Annotated in this window: 15 protein-coding genes; 4 read left to right on the top strand and 11 right to left on the bottom strand. The window is 37.3% G+C overall.

Annotated features, from left to right (window positions below):
- Nucleotides 1-114: 114 nt before the first annotated feature.
- A complete protein-coding gene (gene trxB, locus ACN1CN_RS16645; protein WP_419136448.1) occupies nucleotides 115-1062 on the top strand; it encodes a thioredoxin-disulfide reductase in 948 nt (315 codons plus the stop codon).
- 317 nt (nucleotides 1063-1379) lie between these two features.
- Here trxB and ACN1CN_RS16650 read toward each other — a convergent pair whose 3' ends face one another.
- The 5 genes from ACN1CN_RS16650 to ACN1CN_RS16670 form a co-directional block, all read right to left on the bottom strand.
- On the bottom strand, nucleotides 1380-2249 hold the full coding sequence (locus ACN1CN_RS16650; protein WP_419136449.1) for a GIN domain-containing protein: 870 nt from the start codon (nucleotides 2247-2249) through the stop codon (nucleotides 1380-1382).
- A gap of 86 nt (nucleotides 2250-2335) precedes the next feature.
- A complete protein-coding gene (locus ACN1CN_RS16655; RefSeq protein WP_264525190.1) occupies nucleotides 2336-3070 on the bottom strand; it encodes a head GIN domain-containing protein in 735 nt (244 codons plus the stop codon).
- 3 nt (nucleotides 3071-3073) lie between these two features.
- Nucleotides 3074-4807 (bottom strand): PspC domain-containing protein, encoded by a 1734-nt coding sequence (locus tag ACN1CN_RS16660; protein WP_419136450.1) that lies wholly within the window; start codon nucleotides 4805-4807, stop codon nucleotides 3074-3076.
- A gap of 3 nt (nucleotides 4808-4810) precedes the next feature.
- Complete coding sequence (locus ACN1CN_RS16665; protein WP_017498072.1) at nucleotides 4811-5143, bottom strand: PadR family transcriptional regulator; 333 nt, start codon at nucleotides 5141-5143, stop codon at nucleotides 4811-4813.
- Between the two features lie 248 nt (nucleotides 5144-5391).
- Nucleotides 5392-5871: a DUF4870 domain-containing protein gene (locus ACN1CN_RS16670; protein ID WP_419136451.1), complete on the bottom strand. Its 480-nt coding sequence runs from the start codon at nucleotides 5869-5871 to the stop codon at nucleotides 5392-5394.
- 232 nt (nucleotides 5872-6103) lie between these two features.
- On the opposite strand from ACN1CN_RS16670, the gene ACN1CN_RS16675 reads away from it, so the two are divergent.
- The gene (locus tag ACN1CN_RS16675; protein ID WP_264525187.1) at nucleotides 6104-6556 is read left to right on the top strand and encodes a DUF4442 domain-containing protein; all 453 of its coding nucleotides are present in this window, start codon (nucleotides 6104-6106) and stop codon (nucleotides 6554-6556) included.
- A 464-nt stretch (nucleotides 6557-7020) separates the two neighbouring features.
- Here ACN1CN_RS16675 and ACN1CN_RS16680 read toward each other — a convergent pair whose 3' ends face one another.
- The 6 genes from ACN1CN_RS16680 to ACN1CN_RS16705 form a co-directional block, all read right to left on the bottom strand.
- Nucleotides 7021-7200, bottom strand: coding sequence for a hypothetical protein (locus tag ACN1CN_RS16680; RefSeq protein ID WP_263361872.1), 180 nt, complete (start codon nucleotides 7198-7200; stop codon nucleotides 7021-7023).
- 197 nt (nucleotides 7201-7397) lie between these two features.
- On the bottom strand, nucleotides 7398-9635 hold the full coding sequence (locus tag ACN1CN_RS16685) for a multicopper oxidase family protein (RefSeq protein WP_419136527.1): 2238 nt from the start codon (nucleotides 9633-9635) through the stop codon (nucleotides 7398-7400).
- A gap of 286 nt (nucleotides 9636-9921) precedes the next feature.
- Nucleotides 9922-10482: a helix-turn-helix domain-containing protein gene (locus ACN1CN_RS16690; RefSeq protein WP_264525186.1), complete on the bottom strand. Its 561-nt coding sequence runs from the start codon at nucleotides 10480-10482 to the stop codon at nucleotides 9922-9924.
- Between the two features lie 2 nt (nucleotides 10483-10484).
- Nucleotides 10485-11015, bottom strand: a complete 531-nt coding sequence (locus tag ACN1CN_RS16695; RefSeq protein WP_264525185.1) for a DUF3347 domain-containing protein — start codon at nucleotides 11013-11015, stop codon at nucleotides 10485-10487.
- Nucleotides 11016-11180: 165 nt separating this feature from the next.
- Nucleotides 11181-11567, bottom strand: a complete 387-nt coding sequence (locus ACN1CN_RS16700; RefSeq protein ID WP_419136452.1) for a hypothetical protein — start codon at nucleotides 11565-11567, stop codon at nucleotides 11181-11183.
- Between the two features lie 70 nt (nucleotides 11568-11637).
- Complete coding sequence (locus tag ACN1CN_RS16705; RefSeq protein ID WP_419136453.1) at nucleotides 11638-12471, bottom strand: AraC family transcriptional regulator; 834 nt, start codon at nucleotides 12469-12471, stop codon at nucleotides 11638-11640.
- Nucleotides 12472-12573: 102 nt separating this feature from the next.
- Between ACN1CN_RS16705 and ACN1CN_RS16710 the strand changes: the two genes are divergently transcribed.
- The gene (locus ACN1CN_RS16710; protein WP_419136454.1) at nucleotides 12574-13740 is read left to right on the top strand and encodes an MFS transporter; all 1167 of its coding nucleotides are present in this window, start codon (nucleotides 12574-12576) and stop codon (nucleotides 13738-13740) included.
- 688 nt (nucleotides 13741-14428) lie between these two features.
- Nucleotides 14429-17659 carry a SusC/RagA family TonB-linked outer membrane protein gene (locus ACN1CN_RS16715; RefSeq protein WP_419136455.1) on the top strand — a complete coding sequence of 1077 codons (3231 nt, stop codon included), beginning with the start codon at nucleotides 14429-14431 and terminating at the stop codon, nucleotides 17657-17659.
- Nucleotides 17660-17666 lie beyond the last annotated feature (7 nt).

Here is a 17666-nt window from a genome sequence, read left to right on the forward strand (position 1 = left end):
TCCCGACGGGAATAAATTCTCTATTAGAGAATAGTTAAAACTAATGCAATCCATTCTTATTTCCGACAATAAAAACTTATTTTTGTGACCATTAATTAATAATACAATCATATTATGTCAGATACAATCGAAAAAATTAAATGCCTTATTATTGGTTCTGGTCCGGCGGGTTACACTGCTGCTATTTATGCTGCCAGAGCAAATATGAATCCAGTTTTATACCAGGGAATGCAGCCAGGTGGTCAGTTGACTACAACTAACGAAGTGGAAAATTTTCCAGGATATGTTGATGGTGTTACAGGACCGGAAATGATGATTCAGTTACAAGAACAAGCAAAACGTTTTGGTGCTGATATTCGTGATGGATGGGCTACAAAAGTTGATTTTTCAGGAGATATTCATAAAGTTTGGATTAACGATACGATCGAGTTACACTGTGAAACCGTTATTATTTCTACAGGGGCTTCGGCTAAATATTTAGGCTTGCCATCAGAGCAGCATTATTTGCAAATGGGAGGCGGAGTTTCGGCTTGTGCTGTTTGTGACGGGTTTTTCTACCGTAATCAGGAAGTTGTTATTGTTGGAGCAGGAGATTCAGCTTGTGAAGAAGCACATTACTTGTCTAAACTTTGTAAAAAAGTAACGATGCTGGTAAGAAGTGAAAAATTCAGAGCTTCAAAAATCATGGAAGAACGCGTTCGTAAAACTGAAAATATTGAGATTTTAATGAATCACGATACTGTTGAGGTTTTAGGAGACAACAGCGTAGTACATGCGATAAAAGCAAAAAACAAAACGACCGGCGAAGTTTTTGACATCCCGGCAACCGGATTTTTTGTTGCCATTGGTCATAAACCGAATACCGATATTTTTGCTGAGTACATCACATTGGATGAGACCGGTTATATCGTAAATGTTCCGGGAACTTCTAAAACAAATGTAGAAGGTGTTTTCGTAGCCGGAGATGCTGCCGATCACGTATATCGTCAGGCAATTACTGCTGCTGGTACCGGATGTATGGCTGCTTTGGATGCAGAGAGATATCTTGCTTCAAAAGAGTAACGGAAAAGGTTCTGGGGGGCTGAGGTTCTTAGTTTCTAAGGTGCAAAGGTGCAAAGGAACAAAGCAGAGTTTCAAGTCTGAAAGTTTCAAGTTTCAAGTTGTTGGAACTCTTAAAATAGAAAAAGTCCATTCGTTTTTGCGAATGGACTTTTTGTTTTTTGTTTACCAGTTAGTCAGCCCGGTATATTTTAAAAAGTAAAAACTTTGCGTCTTTGCGTTTCTGCGAGATTAGTAGGTTAGGTGTTCATTATCGCTTTATCAATTCCCCTCATTCCAACTTGAAACCTGAAACTTGAAACTTTTCCAAACCACAAACTCTACCCCTGCAACGGCGTAGCTGCCTTAGCTTTTACCGGACTTGGTTTTTTGATCAGTTTGGCTTCTTCGCTAAAACGGGTAAGGTCGATTTTTGGATTCCCAAATAAAGAGATCTCCGATTTGTCTCCGGCTGCAATCGCCAGCGTGTTTTCGGCCAGTATAGTGGCAACGGCAGAACCTTCGGTGGTAACATTGGCTTCTTTTAAAGTAAATTTAATTCCTGTAAAAACGGAGTTATTGTCTAATCGAATAGTCGCTTTTTCGGCAATACCTTCAATAGCGGCAGTTGTTTTTTGGTATAAATCGCACTTGAATTTTATAGCAGAAACTAATGTTTTGATCGAAGAATTTTTGCTCAGCTGTAAAGTAGCATCTTCCGATTTTAAGTTCAGTTCAGTTTTAGATTTGTCATCTGCAAACAAACTGAATTTTTTAGAGTTTACGTTTAATAATAATTTGGCGTAATCAAAGCTGTGGAACGTGATGTCGTCTAACTGAAGCTCCTGAATGGCATAAATTACAGCCTCATTTTTAGCGATTGCCGTTTTTAACGAACTGGTATAGATAACGTGAACAACCAGCTTTTTAAAAATAGTACTCTCTTTGGTGGTGTACAGGCGAAGTACTTTTTCTCTTAAATCCATTCCGATGATCTCGTGCAAGTTGTCATCGGCTTCGATTCTAATTTCGTTTTTCTCACCTCGTTCCAGGTATACTTCTAAATTGTCATCAGCTTCAATGCCATCAAATGCACCAACTTCTTTTACGGAGGTCGTTACAATTTTAGAACCTTTTATTTTTTCTCTTCGTTGCGCAAAAGTTAAAGTAGTAACCAATAATAATAGGAGTAAGGCTGTATTTTTTTTCATTAATTCTAAGATTTGATTTTGACAAATATAAAAAAATCATCCACTTTCGATGAATGATTTTTTTATATTTAACAGATAAATAAGGTTTATTCCTTACTAATCGTTCCTCCTGAACTTGCAGTTTTTTCAATTGTTTTTGGAGTGATGTCATAATTGATAGTTCCGCCGCTGCTGGCTGCTGCTTTCAGGTTTACAATTGGGTGAACATTTATATCTCCTCCACTTGAAGCTTCTGCGTGTATATCATTTGCGAATAATTTATGAGCATTGATACTACCGCCGCTTGAAGCTGAGACCTGCATTTTTAATGCTTTTCCTTCCAGTCCAATAGAACTTCCGCTGTCTGAATCACAAGTAATGTTATCCGATTCGATATTTACATTTAATGTTGAAGCACTTGAGGCTTCGAGATTAATATCCTGACCCTGAATCAGGCCTTTGCTCGTAATCGTGGCTGCACTTGAAGATTCTAATTTATCAATAACAGGCATTTTTACCGTTACTTTTTTCTTGGTAATATCACGGAAAGAACCTTGTTTACATTTAACATATAAAGTTCCATTTTCCACTTTTGTTATGATTTCCTGTTGGATGTTATCATCTGCTTCAACAACAATTTCCGTAGAATCAGATTGGATAATAATCAGATCGATTGCAGTACTAACCGATACTTTCGTAAAATTGCCCTGAACAATTCTTTTTTCAGTAGTAACATTTCCGCTTCCTTTAATAGTATTCACATTAAAGTTACAAGAGGCAAACAATAATGCAGTAACTGCTGCAATAATGAATTTTGTAATATGAATGATTATTTTTATCATGGCCTAGTTAATTTTGATTACAACTCCGTTTTTATCAGTGGTTAATTTTCCTTTGGTTTTCTTTGCGTTTAAAATTTCTTTTCCGTTCACTTCAATGGAAACTCCATTTACGGTATCTTTCTCGATGTAACTTTCTTCAGACGTATCTTCGTATTCGTCCCCATACTCATTCTCTTCGGCAGGGCAGTCAAGACATTTAATTTTAGAACCTTCTACTTTGTAGCTGTAGTTACCGCTAAAGTGTAAGTTGAAAAAATCATTTTCAGAAGCGTCGTAATCCTGTACAGATGCATCTGGTTTGAACAACTGTCCTTCAGGTAAGTACAAGTATACATCCACTTCCTGTCCTCTGAATTTGTTTTTTACATCTGTCAGAAAATAATTATCCAAAACTAAACGATTCCCGTTAATCTCAAACTTGTAATTGATTTTTTCTGCTCTCTGTTTCGCGTTGATAAACGAGTTACCTCTGGCTGTTTTTTCAATTTGAATGTAAGGTGCAGCCTCATCTGTATGTAAAACATGCAGGCGAACATCGTTCGAATAGATTAACTGATTGTTGGCTGAGTCCTGTACAAATTCAAAATCACTATGGTGGTTCAGGTCTTTTGCGTAATAATCATTGTATCTGAACTTTACGTAAAGCGTATCTTTTGCTGTAATGTTGATCGCTTTTTTCTCTACCATTTTATTGTCGTAAGAAAGCTCAGTTGCCTGTTTGATTCCGATGCTGATGGCGATCGCAACTGCAATAATCCAAATCGCTAACAAAGTATATTTGGTAATGTTTCCAATAGACTTCAGGTTCGGAGATAACAATTTGAAACCTAAAAGAGTCAGGAAGAAAAATGGAATTCCAACAGCAAAGAACATTAATAAACCAAATGACCAAAGCGGATAATCTGTGAAGTTTCCGGCATCTACAAAGTTTTGCCATGGAAAATCAACAAAAACGTTCGTTCCTAAAGTGAAAACACCAATCAGTAACATGATCAAAACACTGATTCCTGACATGATTAAAATCACTCCTAAGAATTTAGCGAATATTTTAAAAACCGTCATGATAAAGTCTCCAAATGAACTACTTATTCTCTCAGCTCCCGACTTTACCTGGTTTCCCATTGCGTCATAATCTGCATTTTTGAATTTATCAGATAGGTTCTCAATTTCTTCGCGAACTTTTTTTTCAATGTTCGAAATGGTAACCGGTTCCCCTGTCATTTCCAGTTTTTCTGAAGTGGTAATCGCTTCAGGAGTCACAATCCAAAGAACAAAGTAAGCTAAGATTCCGGTTCCAAAACCTGCGAAAACAAATATTAAGAAGATAATCTTGATCCAAACTGCATCAATTCCAAAATAATGTCCTAGACCGGTTGCTACACCACCAATCATACCTTTTTCTTTGTCACGGTACAATTTTTTGTGTTTTCTTGCTCCGTAGTCGCTAAAAGACTGGCTTGTTTTTTCTTCGTCTTCAAGGATATAATCTTCAGGTTGTCCCATAACGGTAATCACCTCATCAACGTCTTTCAGTCCTACAACATGTTTGTCGCTTTTTTGTTTCTCAATTAATAATTCAGAGATACGCATTTCGATATCTTTAATAATTTCGTCCTGTCCGGAAGAATTGGTAAGGGATCGTTTTATAGCGTCAAAATAGCGTGTCAGTTTTAAATATGCGTCTTCATCGATGTGAAAAACCATACCGCCTAAGTTAATATTTACTGTTTTGTTCATGACTTATTGATTTTGATTGGTGATTAGTTTTACGGCGTCAGACAATTCTGTCCAGGTACCGCTAAGTTCGTTTAAAAATGTTTGTCCTATTTCGGTTAATCCATAATATTTTCTTGGTGGTCCTGATGTAGATTCTTCCCATCGATAATTAAGCAAACCGTCGTTTTTCAGCCTAGTCAAAAGTGGATAAACTGTTCCCTCAACAACTAGTAATTTTGCGTTTTTTAAAGTGTCTAGTATTTCTGAGGTATATGCGTCTTTTTCTTTTAGTACCGATAAGATGCAAAACTCAAGAACACCTTTGCGCATCTGTGCTTTTGTGTTTTCAATGTTCATAATTTCATTTTGTTTTTTTTAGATTGAACAATTCGTTTTTTGATTGATGATGATTGATTGATGATTGAGTTGCCGGTTTGCCCTTCCGGCTCGGGTGATTGATGATTGATTTTTTTAGGAGCTTTTTCCTGCTATCCGTTTCAATCTTTTGTGCCGAACCCCGGCACAAAAGGATTTTCACTTCTATCAGGGCTAAATCCTTAACCTATAACTTTTAACTTTTGTGTTTGGCTGAGCGAAGTCGAAGCCTACTTGATAAAAGGAATCGTTAACGGATACTTGTATAATTCTCCGTTTGACGCTTTTATTGAAGCATAAATCACTAAAAAGAATTCAACAAATTTTAATACTCCAAAAAGTAAAACTGCTGTTGCTCCGATACTTAAAAGAGCAATGTTTCCATTAAAGTCAAAATTTCTGATGATAAAATCTTCGTCGTTAAAAACAGCTTCCATTGGAAGGTTCTGTAAAAAAACAGTAACGAAAATCGGAATTGCAATCAGAGCCAGAATTAACGTATAAAGCAAAAGACTCAATTGAAAATTTAAAGCTTGCTTTCCATGATGATTTACATATTCTGATTTGTCTTTGTAACTCGTCCAGATCAATATTGGGAAAATATAATTCCCAAACGGAATGATGTACTGGCTTAATGTACTTAAATGTGTGAACGTTGCAGTGTTCTTTTCTGAGGTCGTTTCCATGATGAGTGGTGTTGTTGTTTCCATGATTAAAAGTATATAGTAATTTCTTATGCAAATATATATCTAAAAGACAGTATCTTGTTTTGCATAGTACCAAACATTAACAAAATTTTAACAAGATTAAAATTTTTCAGATCACTATAATTGACTGAAAACCATTCGGAATACTTGATTTTATTGGTAATCCTGGAAAGTGTTTAGAATTTATTGTGCGTGCATAGTTTTTTTGTATTTTTACATAAAAAAAATAAATACCATGGCATTATCTGTTTCCAAACTCAATAAATTTGTATTATTCAAACTACCATCGGCCTACATTTGTGGTGTGCGTGTAAAGGCAATCGACAAAGACAGATGCGTGGTAAGTGTCAAACACCGATGGATCAATCAAAATCCGTTTAACTCGATGTATTTTGCTGTTCAGGCAATGGCTGCGGAACTAACTACCGGAGCATTGGTGATCTCTCAGATTCAACAAAGCGGAAAAAAGATTTCGATGCTGGTAGCAAACAATAAGGGGAACTTTACTAAAAAAGCAACAGGAAGAATAACCTTTGTTTGTAACGACGGACATTTAATAGCCGATGCCATTCAAAGAACAATCAAAACAGGCGAGGGGCAAACCTTCTGGATGAAATCGATTGGAACAGATGAGAGCGGTACTCAGGTTTCTGAAATGGATTTTGAGTGGAGCGTTCGAATTAAATAGTTTTTCATCAGGATCCGGCCTAAGGGAACGGATGGAGTGATTTCACAAATTATGTTTGCCAAATACTCAGGTATCCGGAGTTTACAATAAGGACCTCTGACAACGTTTCGAGCTTTGTTAAGGGAATTAAAAACAGGCATTCTTGTCCCCGAATTAGTATAAAATTTTAAGTCAAATGCTGAATATCTGATTTAGTTTGTGTCAATTGCTTCGTCCGTTCCCTTTGGTTGGGTCGTTTTTTTACACGGAGATTTAGCGAATTTCGCAGATTTTTTTCTGTTATCGTTGATCTTTATCTCAATCTTGTCATTTCGACTAAAAGGAGAAATCACACAAGAAACTACGCATAGAAAGTTGCCAATCTTTGTCGAGTTGCTAATGTGATTTCTCCTTTTAGTCGAAATGACAGGGAACAACAAAAAAGAGGCTAATGACAGCCTCTTTTTTGTTGAAACAAGTTTCGTTTATTTTTTAACGCAACATGATTTTTTATCTTTTTTGGCATCGTCTTTTTTTGCAGTATCTGTTTTTTTACAACAAGATTCTTTTTTCTCTTTTTCTTTTTTAGGAGCTGGCTTAGTGTCTTGTGCCTGAATACCAATTGTAAATAAAGCAAGAGCTAAAACGGTAAATAATTTTTTCATTTTTGTTTAATTTAAGGTTTTATAATTTTGTTTTCTAATTGACGATAATGGTTCAAATATAAAAAGAGTTTCCGGTGTTAACTCTTACAGTTTAGTTAATGTTTTTGTAATAAATTAATTTTCTAAACAACGTTTAAAAGGCCTATTGCGGTCTTTTAAATCAGTACGTTACGATTAAAGTAAAAGTATCTTTTTGCTTAATAATTCAAATTTACTCCAAAGCCAAGGCCCATATCACTGTCATAGTGTGTAGTAATTCCAAAGTTTCTTCCGACAATGTACTTTAGTCCCGCCATGTATTCCTTGTCCGTATTCCACATCAAATTCATGCGCAGACGTCTGGAAAGAGGAATGTCTTTTCGTTCAAACTGTATTCTCACATTTCCATCGGTATACACTTCGACCTGCGCTTTTACCAGCATAGGTAAGGTGTACTCGATACCGGCACTCAGCACCGAACGATTGTCTTTTGTATTCTTTTGACCAAAAAGATTTTGTTCCTGTTCGTCCATTCCCATTCTTCTGTAGCGCCAGTCAAAACCGATAAAAGGCATAAACCATTGCATTTTGCCAATGTAACGGCCAATATGGGTCTCCGTTTCATAACCGTGTTTGTCGTTGTAACCCAGTCTCCATTCGGTACCAATGCTCCAACGGGTGTTGCCCAACATCGCTTCTCCGTCGTTTCCATTAGAGGCAAAATCATTTTCAGCCATAAAATGAAACATACGGTCGTCCATCTTTAACATCTTATAAGCCATTTTCGGATCGTGTATTAACGGATTTGGCGCTGAATTTTCATAAGTAAAAACCCGACCCATTCCGGCCATCATATGATACAGTATATGACAATGAAAAAACCAGTCTCCGTCGGCATTGGCCTGAAATTCGATCGTGTCGGTCTCCATTGGCATAATGTCAATCACATTCTTTAGCGGAGAGTACTCACCATGTTCGTTCAGAATTCTGAAATCGTGTCCGTGTAAATGCATGGGATGACGCATCATCGATCCGTTGTACAATACAATTCGAACATTTTCTCCTTTTTTAATTAAGATCTTATCGGTTTCAGAAACTACTTTGTTGTCTAAACTCCACACATAACGGTTCATGTTTCCGGATAACTCGAAGCGAAGTTCTTTTACCGGAGCATCTTTGGGCAGTGTCGTTGGGGTTGGCGATTTCAGCATCCCGTAATTGAGTGTCGTAATTCCGGCAACTTCCGTTGTGTCAGCAGACATGTTCATGCCTTCCATATTGTGCTTGGAATGATCTTCCATCTTTTCAGCTTCACCACCTCCGGTAATTTCAGGATACATAACGGCATTCATATCCATCTTATTTAAAGACATTTTCATCCCCATATCGTTCATCTCACCGTTCATTTTCATCATGTCGTTCATCATTTTCATCCCCTCAAAATATTTTAGTTTCGGAAGATGGGCGACAGACTGTTTGGCTCCTTCGCCTAAAAATAAAGAAGCGGAACCGGTTCGGTCTTCGGCTGTAGCCAGAAAAGCAAAGGATTTTTTATCCTCCGGAATGGTAACCACAACATCATAGGTTTCAGAAACCGCAATAATTAGCCGATCCACTTCTACGGGTTCGACATCGTTTCCGTCACTGGCCACAACTGTTATTTTTCCACCCCCATAGGTCAGCCAGAAATAACTCGAAGCACCTCCGTTGGCAATTCTCAGTCTGACTTTATCGCCAGCTTTAAATTGCGAAAGCTGCTGTTCGTTTTTACCGTTAATTAGAAATTTCTCATAATAAACGTCACTAACGTCCATAGCATTCATACGTTTCCATTCGTTGGTTACTTTCGTCGAAAACTGTCCTTGTTTAAGAGCCTCCGCATAACTTTGGGTAGTTCCTTTTTTGATGGCAAACCAATCGTTTGCATTGTGTAGCATTCGTTGTACATTTTCCGGTTTCAAATCGGTCCATTCACTTAAAATAACAGGAACGGTTGGTAAATCGTCGATTCCTTTTCTAAACGTGGGATCGTCTTTCTTTTTGTTGATGATAAAAAGTCCGTACAAACCAATTTGTTCCTGTAATCCCGAATGGCTGTGGTACCAATACGTTCCGTTTTGAATAATAGGGAAGCTGTATTTGTGCGTGGTTCCTGGTTTTATTGGCATTTGTGTTAAATACGGAACACCGTCTTCCTTATTCGGAAGGAACAATCCGTGCCAGTGCAGGGCCGTATTTTCTTTTTTTAAGTCATTGTGGACGTAAATCTCCGCAACATCACCTTCTGTAAAAGTCAGCGTTGGCATCGGAATTTGCCCGTTAACCGCAATCGCTCGTTTTTCTTTTCCCGAAAAATTCACAATAGTGTCACGCACATGTAAATCGTAACGAACCACTTTTTGCGCTTTTGCACTAAAGGCAATTAGAAAGGCGAGTATAATAGTATGTAGTTTCATGCTCATTTTTTAAAGGTTTAGATTTCGCAACCGCACAGCATTCCTGAAATAACAGAGTGCTACCTCATTGTTGCTGTACTTTAAGTATTACACTGCAAATTTCTGAACTAACAATTACTTTGGGTTGTACAATTTTGAGAATGATTTGTAAGATTTGGGAAGTCTGTTGTTTATCGCAAAGACTTAGACGCTTTCATAACCTCACAAAGAAGTGAAGTTGCAGCATTTTCCGTTTTAGGCGAATAGAAAAACTTAGCACCTCTGCGTCTTTGCGAGAAATAGAATCTTATAAATTCTCAATCTCAATGCGTTTTTTATCCTTCAATTGTTTAAAGCTGGTAGGAGTAAAGCCTGTAATTTTCTTAAACTGATTGCTCAAATGTGCTACATTGCTATAGTTGAGCGTATCTGCGATTTGACTTAACGACAGTTCATTGTAAACAAGTAGCTCCTTTACCTTTTCTATTTTCTGGCTGATAAAGTACTTTTCGATAGTGGTGTTTTCAATTTCCGAGAATAAATTGCTTAGTGTGCTGTAATCCTGATGGAGATTTTGAACTAAATAATCAGACATCGTAACTTTGAGGTCGTTGTTTTTATGATGCACCAGATCCACGATGAGGTTTTTGACCTTCTCAACCGTTTTACTTTTTTTGTCATCGATAAAATCAAAGCCCAGAGCCTGTAAATTTTTAAGCAGTACTTCTTTTTGATTTTTGGAAATGGGGTCCTGTAGTTCGACTTCGCCTAATTCAACAGTAATAGGATGAAGTCCGAGTTTTTCAAGCTCAGACTTCACTACCATTTTACAACGTCCACACACCATGTTTTTGATGTAGAGCTTCATATTTACTTGATCGTTTCTACCACATTTCCGCAGGTTAGCATTGACGAACCATAATAAGGATTTTTAATGGCTTTTTCTTTGCTTAACCAGTCTGCATCAGCCATTGGGCAGTATTGTTTGTATACGGCCTGATCTGATTTTGAAACTTTAATAAGTTCGTAAGTATTTTTTGAAAGTGATTTAAAAGTTTCGCGCTGTTTTTTAAGATCGGTTGTAGTCGAAATATTTTTAGCGTCGGCAGTTATTTTTTTCAGGACTTTCATCCAGGCGTTGTGTTCGTCCCCTTTTAACTGGTCCATTTTTACAGCTGTAATGGCAGTCAGTAAATCTTTGGCTTTCGCCGAAGTAAGTTTGGCATCACTTTTAATTAAGGCATCTTTTACCGTAAAATAAGCATCATAAACGGTTTGTAACTGACTTGCAGCAGTAACTTCTACTGTCGTTGTTTCTTTTTTTATGGAATTGGCCAGGATAATATTAGCAGAGAAAGCTACTAAGATTACTACTACTATTGTTGAAATTGATTTTTTCATTTTATACGATTTTAGTAGAGGATTAAATTTCCTCTAAGTTAAATAATTTAAGATTGTTATGACAGGTTTTGGTCTCAAAAATAGGGTGAGACGCAGGCTGTGATTTTTTTCTGTAAGTCCTAAAACAGTCGTTGCAAAACGCAATTAGGGCTGTCAGCAATACAATTATTTTATTTTTGGGGGTGACCAAATAGAAGTAAAACCATCAGAAATACTGATGTTTTTGTAATAAGGAGTGGTTTTCTCAAGGGAGAAATTAAATAGATTTCTGTTGAATTCAAACTCGTTCGTCGCCATTAAGCTGAACTGAAGCCCGGATGTTGTACAACCGGAATGATCGCATTTTCGGCTACAGCCATGTGAATCATTTTTGGAGCTGTCCTCTTTTTTACAGCAATCCTTTTCGCAAGTATCCGATGCCGCTTTCTTCGGGCTGGCTTTCTTTTCACAAGAAGTTTTTTCAGTCGTTTTTCCACAGGCATAACCGGCATTTGACAACAGTAAGAAGCCAAAGGTTAAGAATAGAAATACTATGTGAACTTTTCTTGTCAACGAAAATAATTTAGAAATACAAATTTAGGTATTTTTTTTTACCGTCAAGTTTTTTTTAAGATTTCAATAATTACAGTTTTTTATAATCGGTAGGTTTCATGTTTTTCCTTTTCTTAAAGTAATTGGAAAGATGGCTTTCGTCAGTAAAACCAAACTCGTGCGCAATTTGTTTAATGGGCAACTGATTGTTGTGAATTCGTTTTTCGATTAAAGTAGTTCTCAGATTATGGATGTAATCGCGATAGCTTATAGCAAAAGTCCTTTTAAAATAGGCACTGAAATACGTTTGAGCAATATTAAAATGATCTGCTATCACCTTAATCTGAACCAGCTTTGGGTTGTAAATGTTTTGATGGATATAAGTTGCAATTTGCTCGTTATCGATAGGGGCGGACTTCAATTGCAAGTTCATGCAACGGATGGTTTCTTTAATCAAACCAAAAATGGAAAGAATTTGATAAAAAACAATAGGCGAACTTGAAACATCGGTTTTGCAATTATAGGCCGTAATGTTTTCGATCGTATTTTTTAAAATGGTTTTGCAGGGATCGTCTAATTTTAAAAGGGTCTCCTTTAGCAATTTATTTCGCATAAAATCCTCGGGTGTGTTGAGGAGCAAATCGTCGCAGAAAAGATTTTTGTTGGAATCGAAATAATTGTCTGTAAACTTGATGTATACAAAACGTGTTCTTTTTTTTATCTCAAAATAATGCTCATCTTCCGGAGAAATCACAAACAAATCCCCCGATTTATACGGCAATAAGTTGTGGTTCAGATGGTGAATTCCGTTTCCTTTTTTGATATAAATAATTTCATAATAGGTGTGGGTGTGCGGAACATGAGGAAATACGTCATCTTCAAATTCATGAATGACAAGCTTTTCAAACTGATTAAATTTCGGCATAACTTAAATTTACAAGTTTATATCACAAATGTACAACTTATTTTAAGGTTAACGGTGTTAAATTTGCAGCATAGAAACTCTATTCCTTTCTATTTAATACAAATGAAAAAAAGTCTTATCGCACTCTCATTAGGAGGTTTAACAATTGGTATTACCGAATTTGTTATGATGGGTTTGTTGCCAGATATTGCCTCAGACATGAAGGTCTCCATTCCGGTTGCCGGATATTTAATTTCTGCTTATGCACTGGGTGTTGTAATAGGTGCTCCGCTATTGGTAATCCTGGGAAGAAATTTAGCACCCAAAAAAATGCTTTTGATATTAGCTTTGATGCTAACTGTTTTTAATGCGCTTTCGATTATTGCGCCTACCTATAACTTTTTATTCGCTTCCAGATTTCTCTCCGGATTACCGCACGGTGCCTTTTTTGGAGTTGGAGCGGTAGTCGCGAGCCGTTTGGCCGATAAGGGCAAAGAAGCCCAGGCAATTGCGATTATGTTTTCGGGTTTAACCTTGGCAAATTTAATTGGGGTGCCCATTGGTACCTATATAGGACATAATTTTATCTGGCGTTATACATTTGTTTTAATTGCTGCGGTAGGTTTGCTCACCTTTTTGTTTATCTATTTGTGGATGCCTAATCTGGAAAAAAGCGGGAATGTCAATATGAAAACCCAATTGCTGTTTTTTAAGAAAACAGAAGCCTGGCTGATTATTGGAATTACGGCCATTGGATTTGGCGGACTCTTTGCCTGGATTAGTTACATCGCACCATTGCTGACCAATGTTTCTAAGTTTGAAGCGGAGGATGTATCGTACATTTTGATTCTGGCTGGTTTAGGAATGGTAGTAGGAAATTTTGCCGGAGGGAAACTGGCCGATAAATATTCTCCTGCACCTACCGTATTGGCTTTGCTTTTTGTGATGGCGATTGATTTGATTCTGGTGTATTTTTTCTCCTTCAATCAATACGTGTCCTTATTCCTGACCTTTTTAACGGGAGCCATTTCTTTTTCGGTGATTGCTCCAATTCAGATGTTGATGATCAAAACGGCTAAGGGTGCCGAGATGATCGCTTCGGCAGCACTTCAGGGAAGCTTTAATATTGGGAATGCTTTGGGAGCCTTTTTAGGAGGTTTGCCTTTGTCTGCCGGATACAGTTATGCTTCGCCAAACTTGATAGGTCTTGGTATGGCGCTAAGCGGTATGGTAATTACGTTTGCTTTAATGCAAAAACATAAAGTCAATTTACAGCTTCAGAAAGCATAATTCTATTGTCATATCCTTATTAAGAGAAGTTTGTTATGCAAATTTTTTAAAAGAGGTTACCGTATTAATAAAAGAGTCTTTGAACCAATCGGGTTCGGAGGCTCTTTTTTTTGCCTTCTATTCATTTTGAATCGATTCGAAGCAGGGCTGTGGTATACTGTAGTTGTTATTAACAGGAATAGGATGTCATTGTGCCGCGGATATTTGTCCTTCAATATTAAATTCCGTTTTCTTGAAGCAGTTTGTTATGGTATTTTTTGCCCAAGAACAGAATTGCTAAAGGGAAAAACAAAACTTAATAATATGACAATGAGTTGTCTTGTAATCGATTGTTTTTTTTATGAAATCGCAACAATTGTCAAAAAAACAAAAATATATTTAATATTTATCACTAGATTAAATTACATATGTCACATAAAAAAGCGGTTTTATTTTTGATGTTTTATTTATTTTAGGAAATTTTTAGGATTTTTAATTTTTTATCTCAAAAAAATATTTAAGTTTGTGTAATCGATTACAAATTTTTTTAATGACGAAAAATTACCTTATTTGCAAGACCGTAAACAGCTCGAAAAAGTAGTTGCTGTCAAAGAAATCAGGAATTTATAAGCAGTAAAAAAAAGGTAACGGGATAAAAACGAAATAACCACTTAGAATAACCAATTAATAACCTAAAACAATCACCCCCATGAATTTTAAAGATTTATTTAACAAAGGAGCAAATTGTTGTTTTGCAGTTGTTTTCTTATTGTGCTTACTGGCCAGCAATCAAATGAATGCTCAAAGTATTACACTCGAAGGAACCGTTAAAGATGCTGCAGGACTCACGTTGCCAGGTGTTAATATTTTAGAGAAAGGAACAAAAAATGGAACTTCTTCAGATTTTGACGGACGTTACAAATTAAAACTGACCAATCCCAAAGCAATAGTGACGTATTCGTTTATAGGTTTTAAAACCAAAGAAGTCAACGCTGCCGGAAAAACGAAAGTTGATATTGTGCTGATCGAAGATTCAAATGCTTTAAATGAAGTTGTGGTGGTGGGTTATGGAACCGTTAAAAAATCAGATTTAACAGGAGCGGTTTCTTCTATTTCAGGAAATGACCTGAAGAAAGTTCCGGTTTCTAATATTGCAGAAGCCTTAACGGGTAGAATTGCCGGAGTTCAGGTTACTTCGAGTGAGGGTTCGCCGGATGCCGATATTAAAATCAGAGTACGTGGCGGTGGGTCCTTAACACAGGATGCTTCGCCTTTAATTATTGTCGATGGTTTTCCGGTAAACAGCATGAATGATATCGCGGCTTCAAATGTAGAATCGATGACCGTATTGAAAGATGCTTCTTCTACTGCTATCTATGGATCCAGAGGAGCAAACGGAGTAATCATTATTACTACTAAAAGCGGGAAAGACGGTAAAATGGCCGTTAGCTTCAATATGTTTTATGGCATGAAAAACATGGCCAAAGAAATTGACGTGCTTCCGGTGGATGATTTTGTGAAATGGCAATACGAATATGCTTTGCTGGATCAGACAGACAAAACGATAATGACCAATCCAAGCTCGTATACCAAGTATTTTGGCAATTGGCAGGATCGCGATTTGTACAACGGATTAAAAGGTACCGACTGGCAAAAGCAGGTTTACGGTCGCCGTGGTGAAGTTAACAGTCGTGATTTAGGAATTCGCGGAGGCAATGAAAAGCTGAGCTACAACTTTAACTACGCGTACTACGATGAAAAAGCCATTATGGTAGGTTCGAATTTTAAAAGAAACAACCTGTCATTGGCTGTAAAAAATAAAGCAAGCGACAAAATTGACCTTGGTTTTACCGTACGTTACTCCGATACAGATATCAATGGCGGCGGGGCGAACGATCAAAATCAGGCTTCATCGCTAGACAGCCGTTTGCGTCATAGTGTGGGTTATGCTCCAATTCCGATGCCGGGATTAACAACAGATAACGACGATCAGTCTGTAAACAGCTATCTGGTAAATCCGTTTTTAGCCATAACAGACAACGACCGTCAGCAGAGCAGAAAAAATTACAACTTATTAGGAAGCTTTGGATGGAAACTGGCCAAAGATTTAAAATTTCAAAGTGATTTGGGACTGGATAATTCCAATTACTCCGATTATCGTTTTTACGGTTCTTCTACTTACTTTTCGAGTACCGCTAAAATTGGCGCAGGTAAACCGGGTATGGTCATGAGCGATCGTAAAGATGTACGTTTTAGAAATGCGAATACCTTAAACTATGATTTCAAAAATATACTGGGAGAAAATCATCATTTAACGGCACTTTTGGGAGAAGAAATGATTACCAGTACTTCAAACACCGTAACAACAACCCTTTTAAATTATCCGGAATTCTTTAATCTGGATCAGGCTAAGAAATTAACCACTCAGGGAACTCCTTTTTCCGTTGATAATTTTTACAGCCCCGACGATAAATTATTGTCTTTTTTCGGACGTTTAAATTACGATTACAAAGATCGTTACCTGTTAACGGCTTCTTTTCGTGCCGATGGTTCCAGCAGGTTTTTAGGAAACAACCGCTGGGGGTATTTCCCGGCAGCGGCAGCCGCATGGAAAATTTCGGAAGAGAGCTTCCTGAAAGAGGCGTCCTGGCTGAGTCTTCTTAAGGTAAGATTGAGTTATGGTGAAGCAGGAAACAATAATATTCCGGTTGGACAAACGGTTCAGAGTTATATGTCCGGTACAAATTCCTTCATCAACGGCTTCGACAGCTATTGGTCACCATCGAGTGTTTTGGCCAATCCCGATTTAAAGTGGGAGACCACCGTAACACAAAACATCGGTCTTGATTTTGGATTTTTCAAAAATCGTTTAAACGGAACTTTTGATGTATATAAAAATGTAACGAAGGACTTGCTGATCGAGTTTCCGGTAGGAGGTACAGGATATAAAACGCAGTTTAGAAACATGGGAGAAACACAAAATACCGGTTTTGAAGCTACCTTGAATTTTATAGCCATTGAAAAGAAAAACTTTGGTTTAAGTTTTTCTGTGAATGTTGGGATGAACAAAAATAGAATTAATTCTCTTGGGGTGATGGATAATTTTGGGGTAAACACTAACTGGGCATCAACAGATGTTGGGAATGATTATGTAGTAAATGTTGGTTCTCCAATGGGATTAATGTACGGTTATCAAAGTGACGGACGATACGAAGTTTCAGACTTTGATTATGCGGGAGGAAAATATACTTTAAAAGCAGGTGTTGTGGATGCCAGCAGTGTTGTAGGAGCTTTGCAGCCCGGAATGATGAAACTGAAAAATGCCGACGGCTCTGCCGATAATAAAGTTACGGCCTCCGATCAAAAAGTGATTGGGAATTCAAATCCTAAACACACGGGAGGTTTAGTCATTAATGCGAATGCTTATGGTTTTGATCTTTCAGCTGCTTTCAACTGGAGTGTTGGAAATGATATTTACAACGCCAATAAAGCTGAGTTTTCAACCTCAAACAGAAACGGGCAGTACAAAAATTTAAGTACCGAAATGGCAGACGGTAAAAGATGGACAAATTTAGATCCGGCTTCAGGGCAACTGGTAACAGATCCTGCCGCTTTAGAGGCGTTGAACGCCAACACTACAATGTGGTCTCCTTATATGCAGAAATTTATGTTTACAGATTGGGCAGTAGAAGACGGTTCGTTCTTCAGGCTAAATACGCTGACTTTAGGCTATAGTACGCCTCAAGCCTTAACGTCTAAGCTGGGCGTAAGCAAACTACGATTTTATCTAACAGCAACGAATGTGTTTGTAATTACGAATTATTCTGGTCCGGATCCTGAAGTTTCAACAAGAAGAAAAACGCCGCTAACACCGGGAGTTGATTATTCGGCTTATCCGCGCAGCAGACAATTGGTTTTTGGTTTAAACCTTAATTTCTAATTTAAAA

Source organism: Flavobacterium sp. T12S277 (genome assembly GCF_048514875.1).
Lineage (GTDB): Bacteria > Bacteroidota > Bacteroidia > Flavobacteriales > Flavobacteriaceae > Flavobacterium.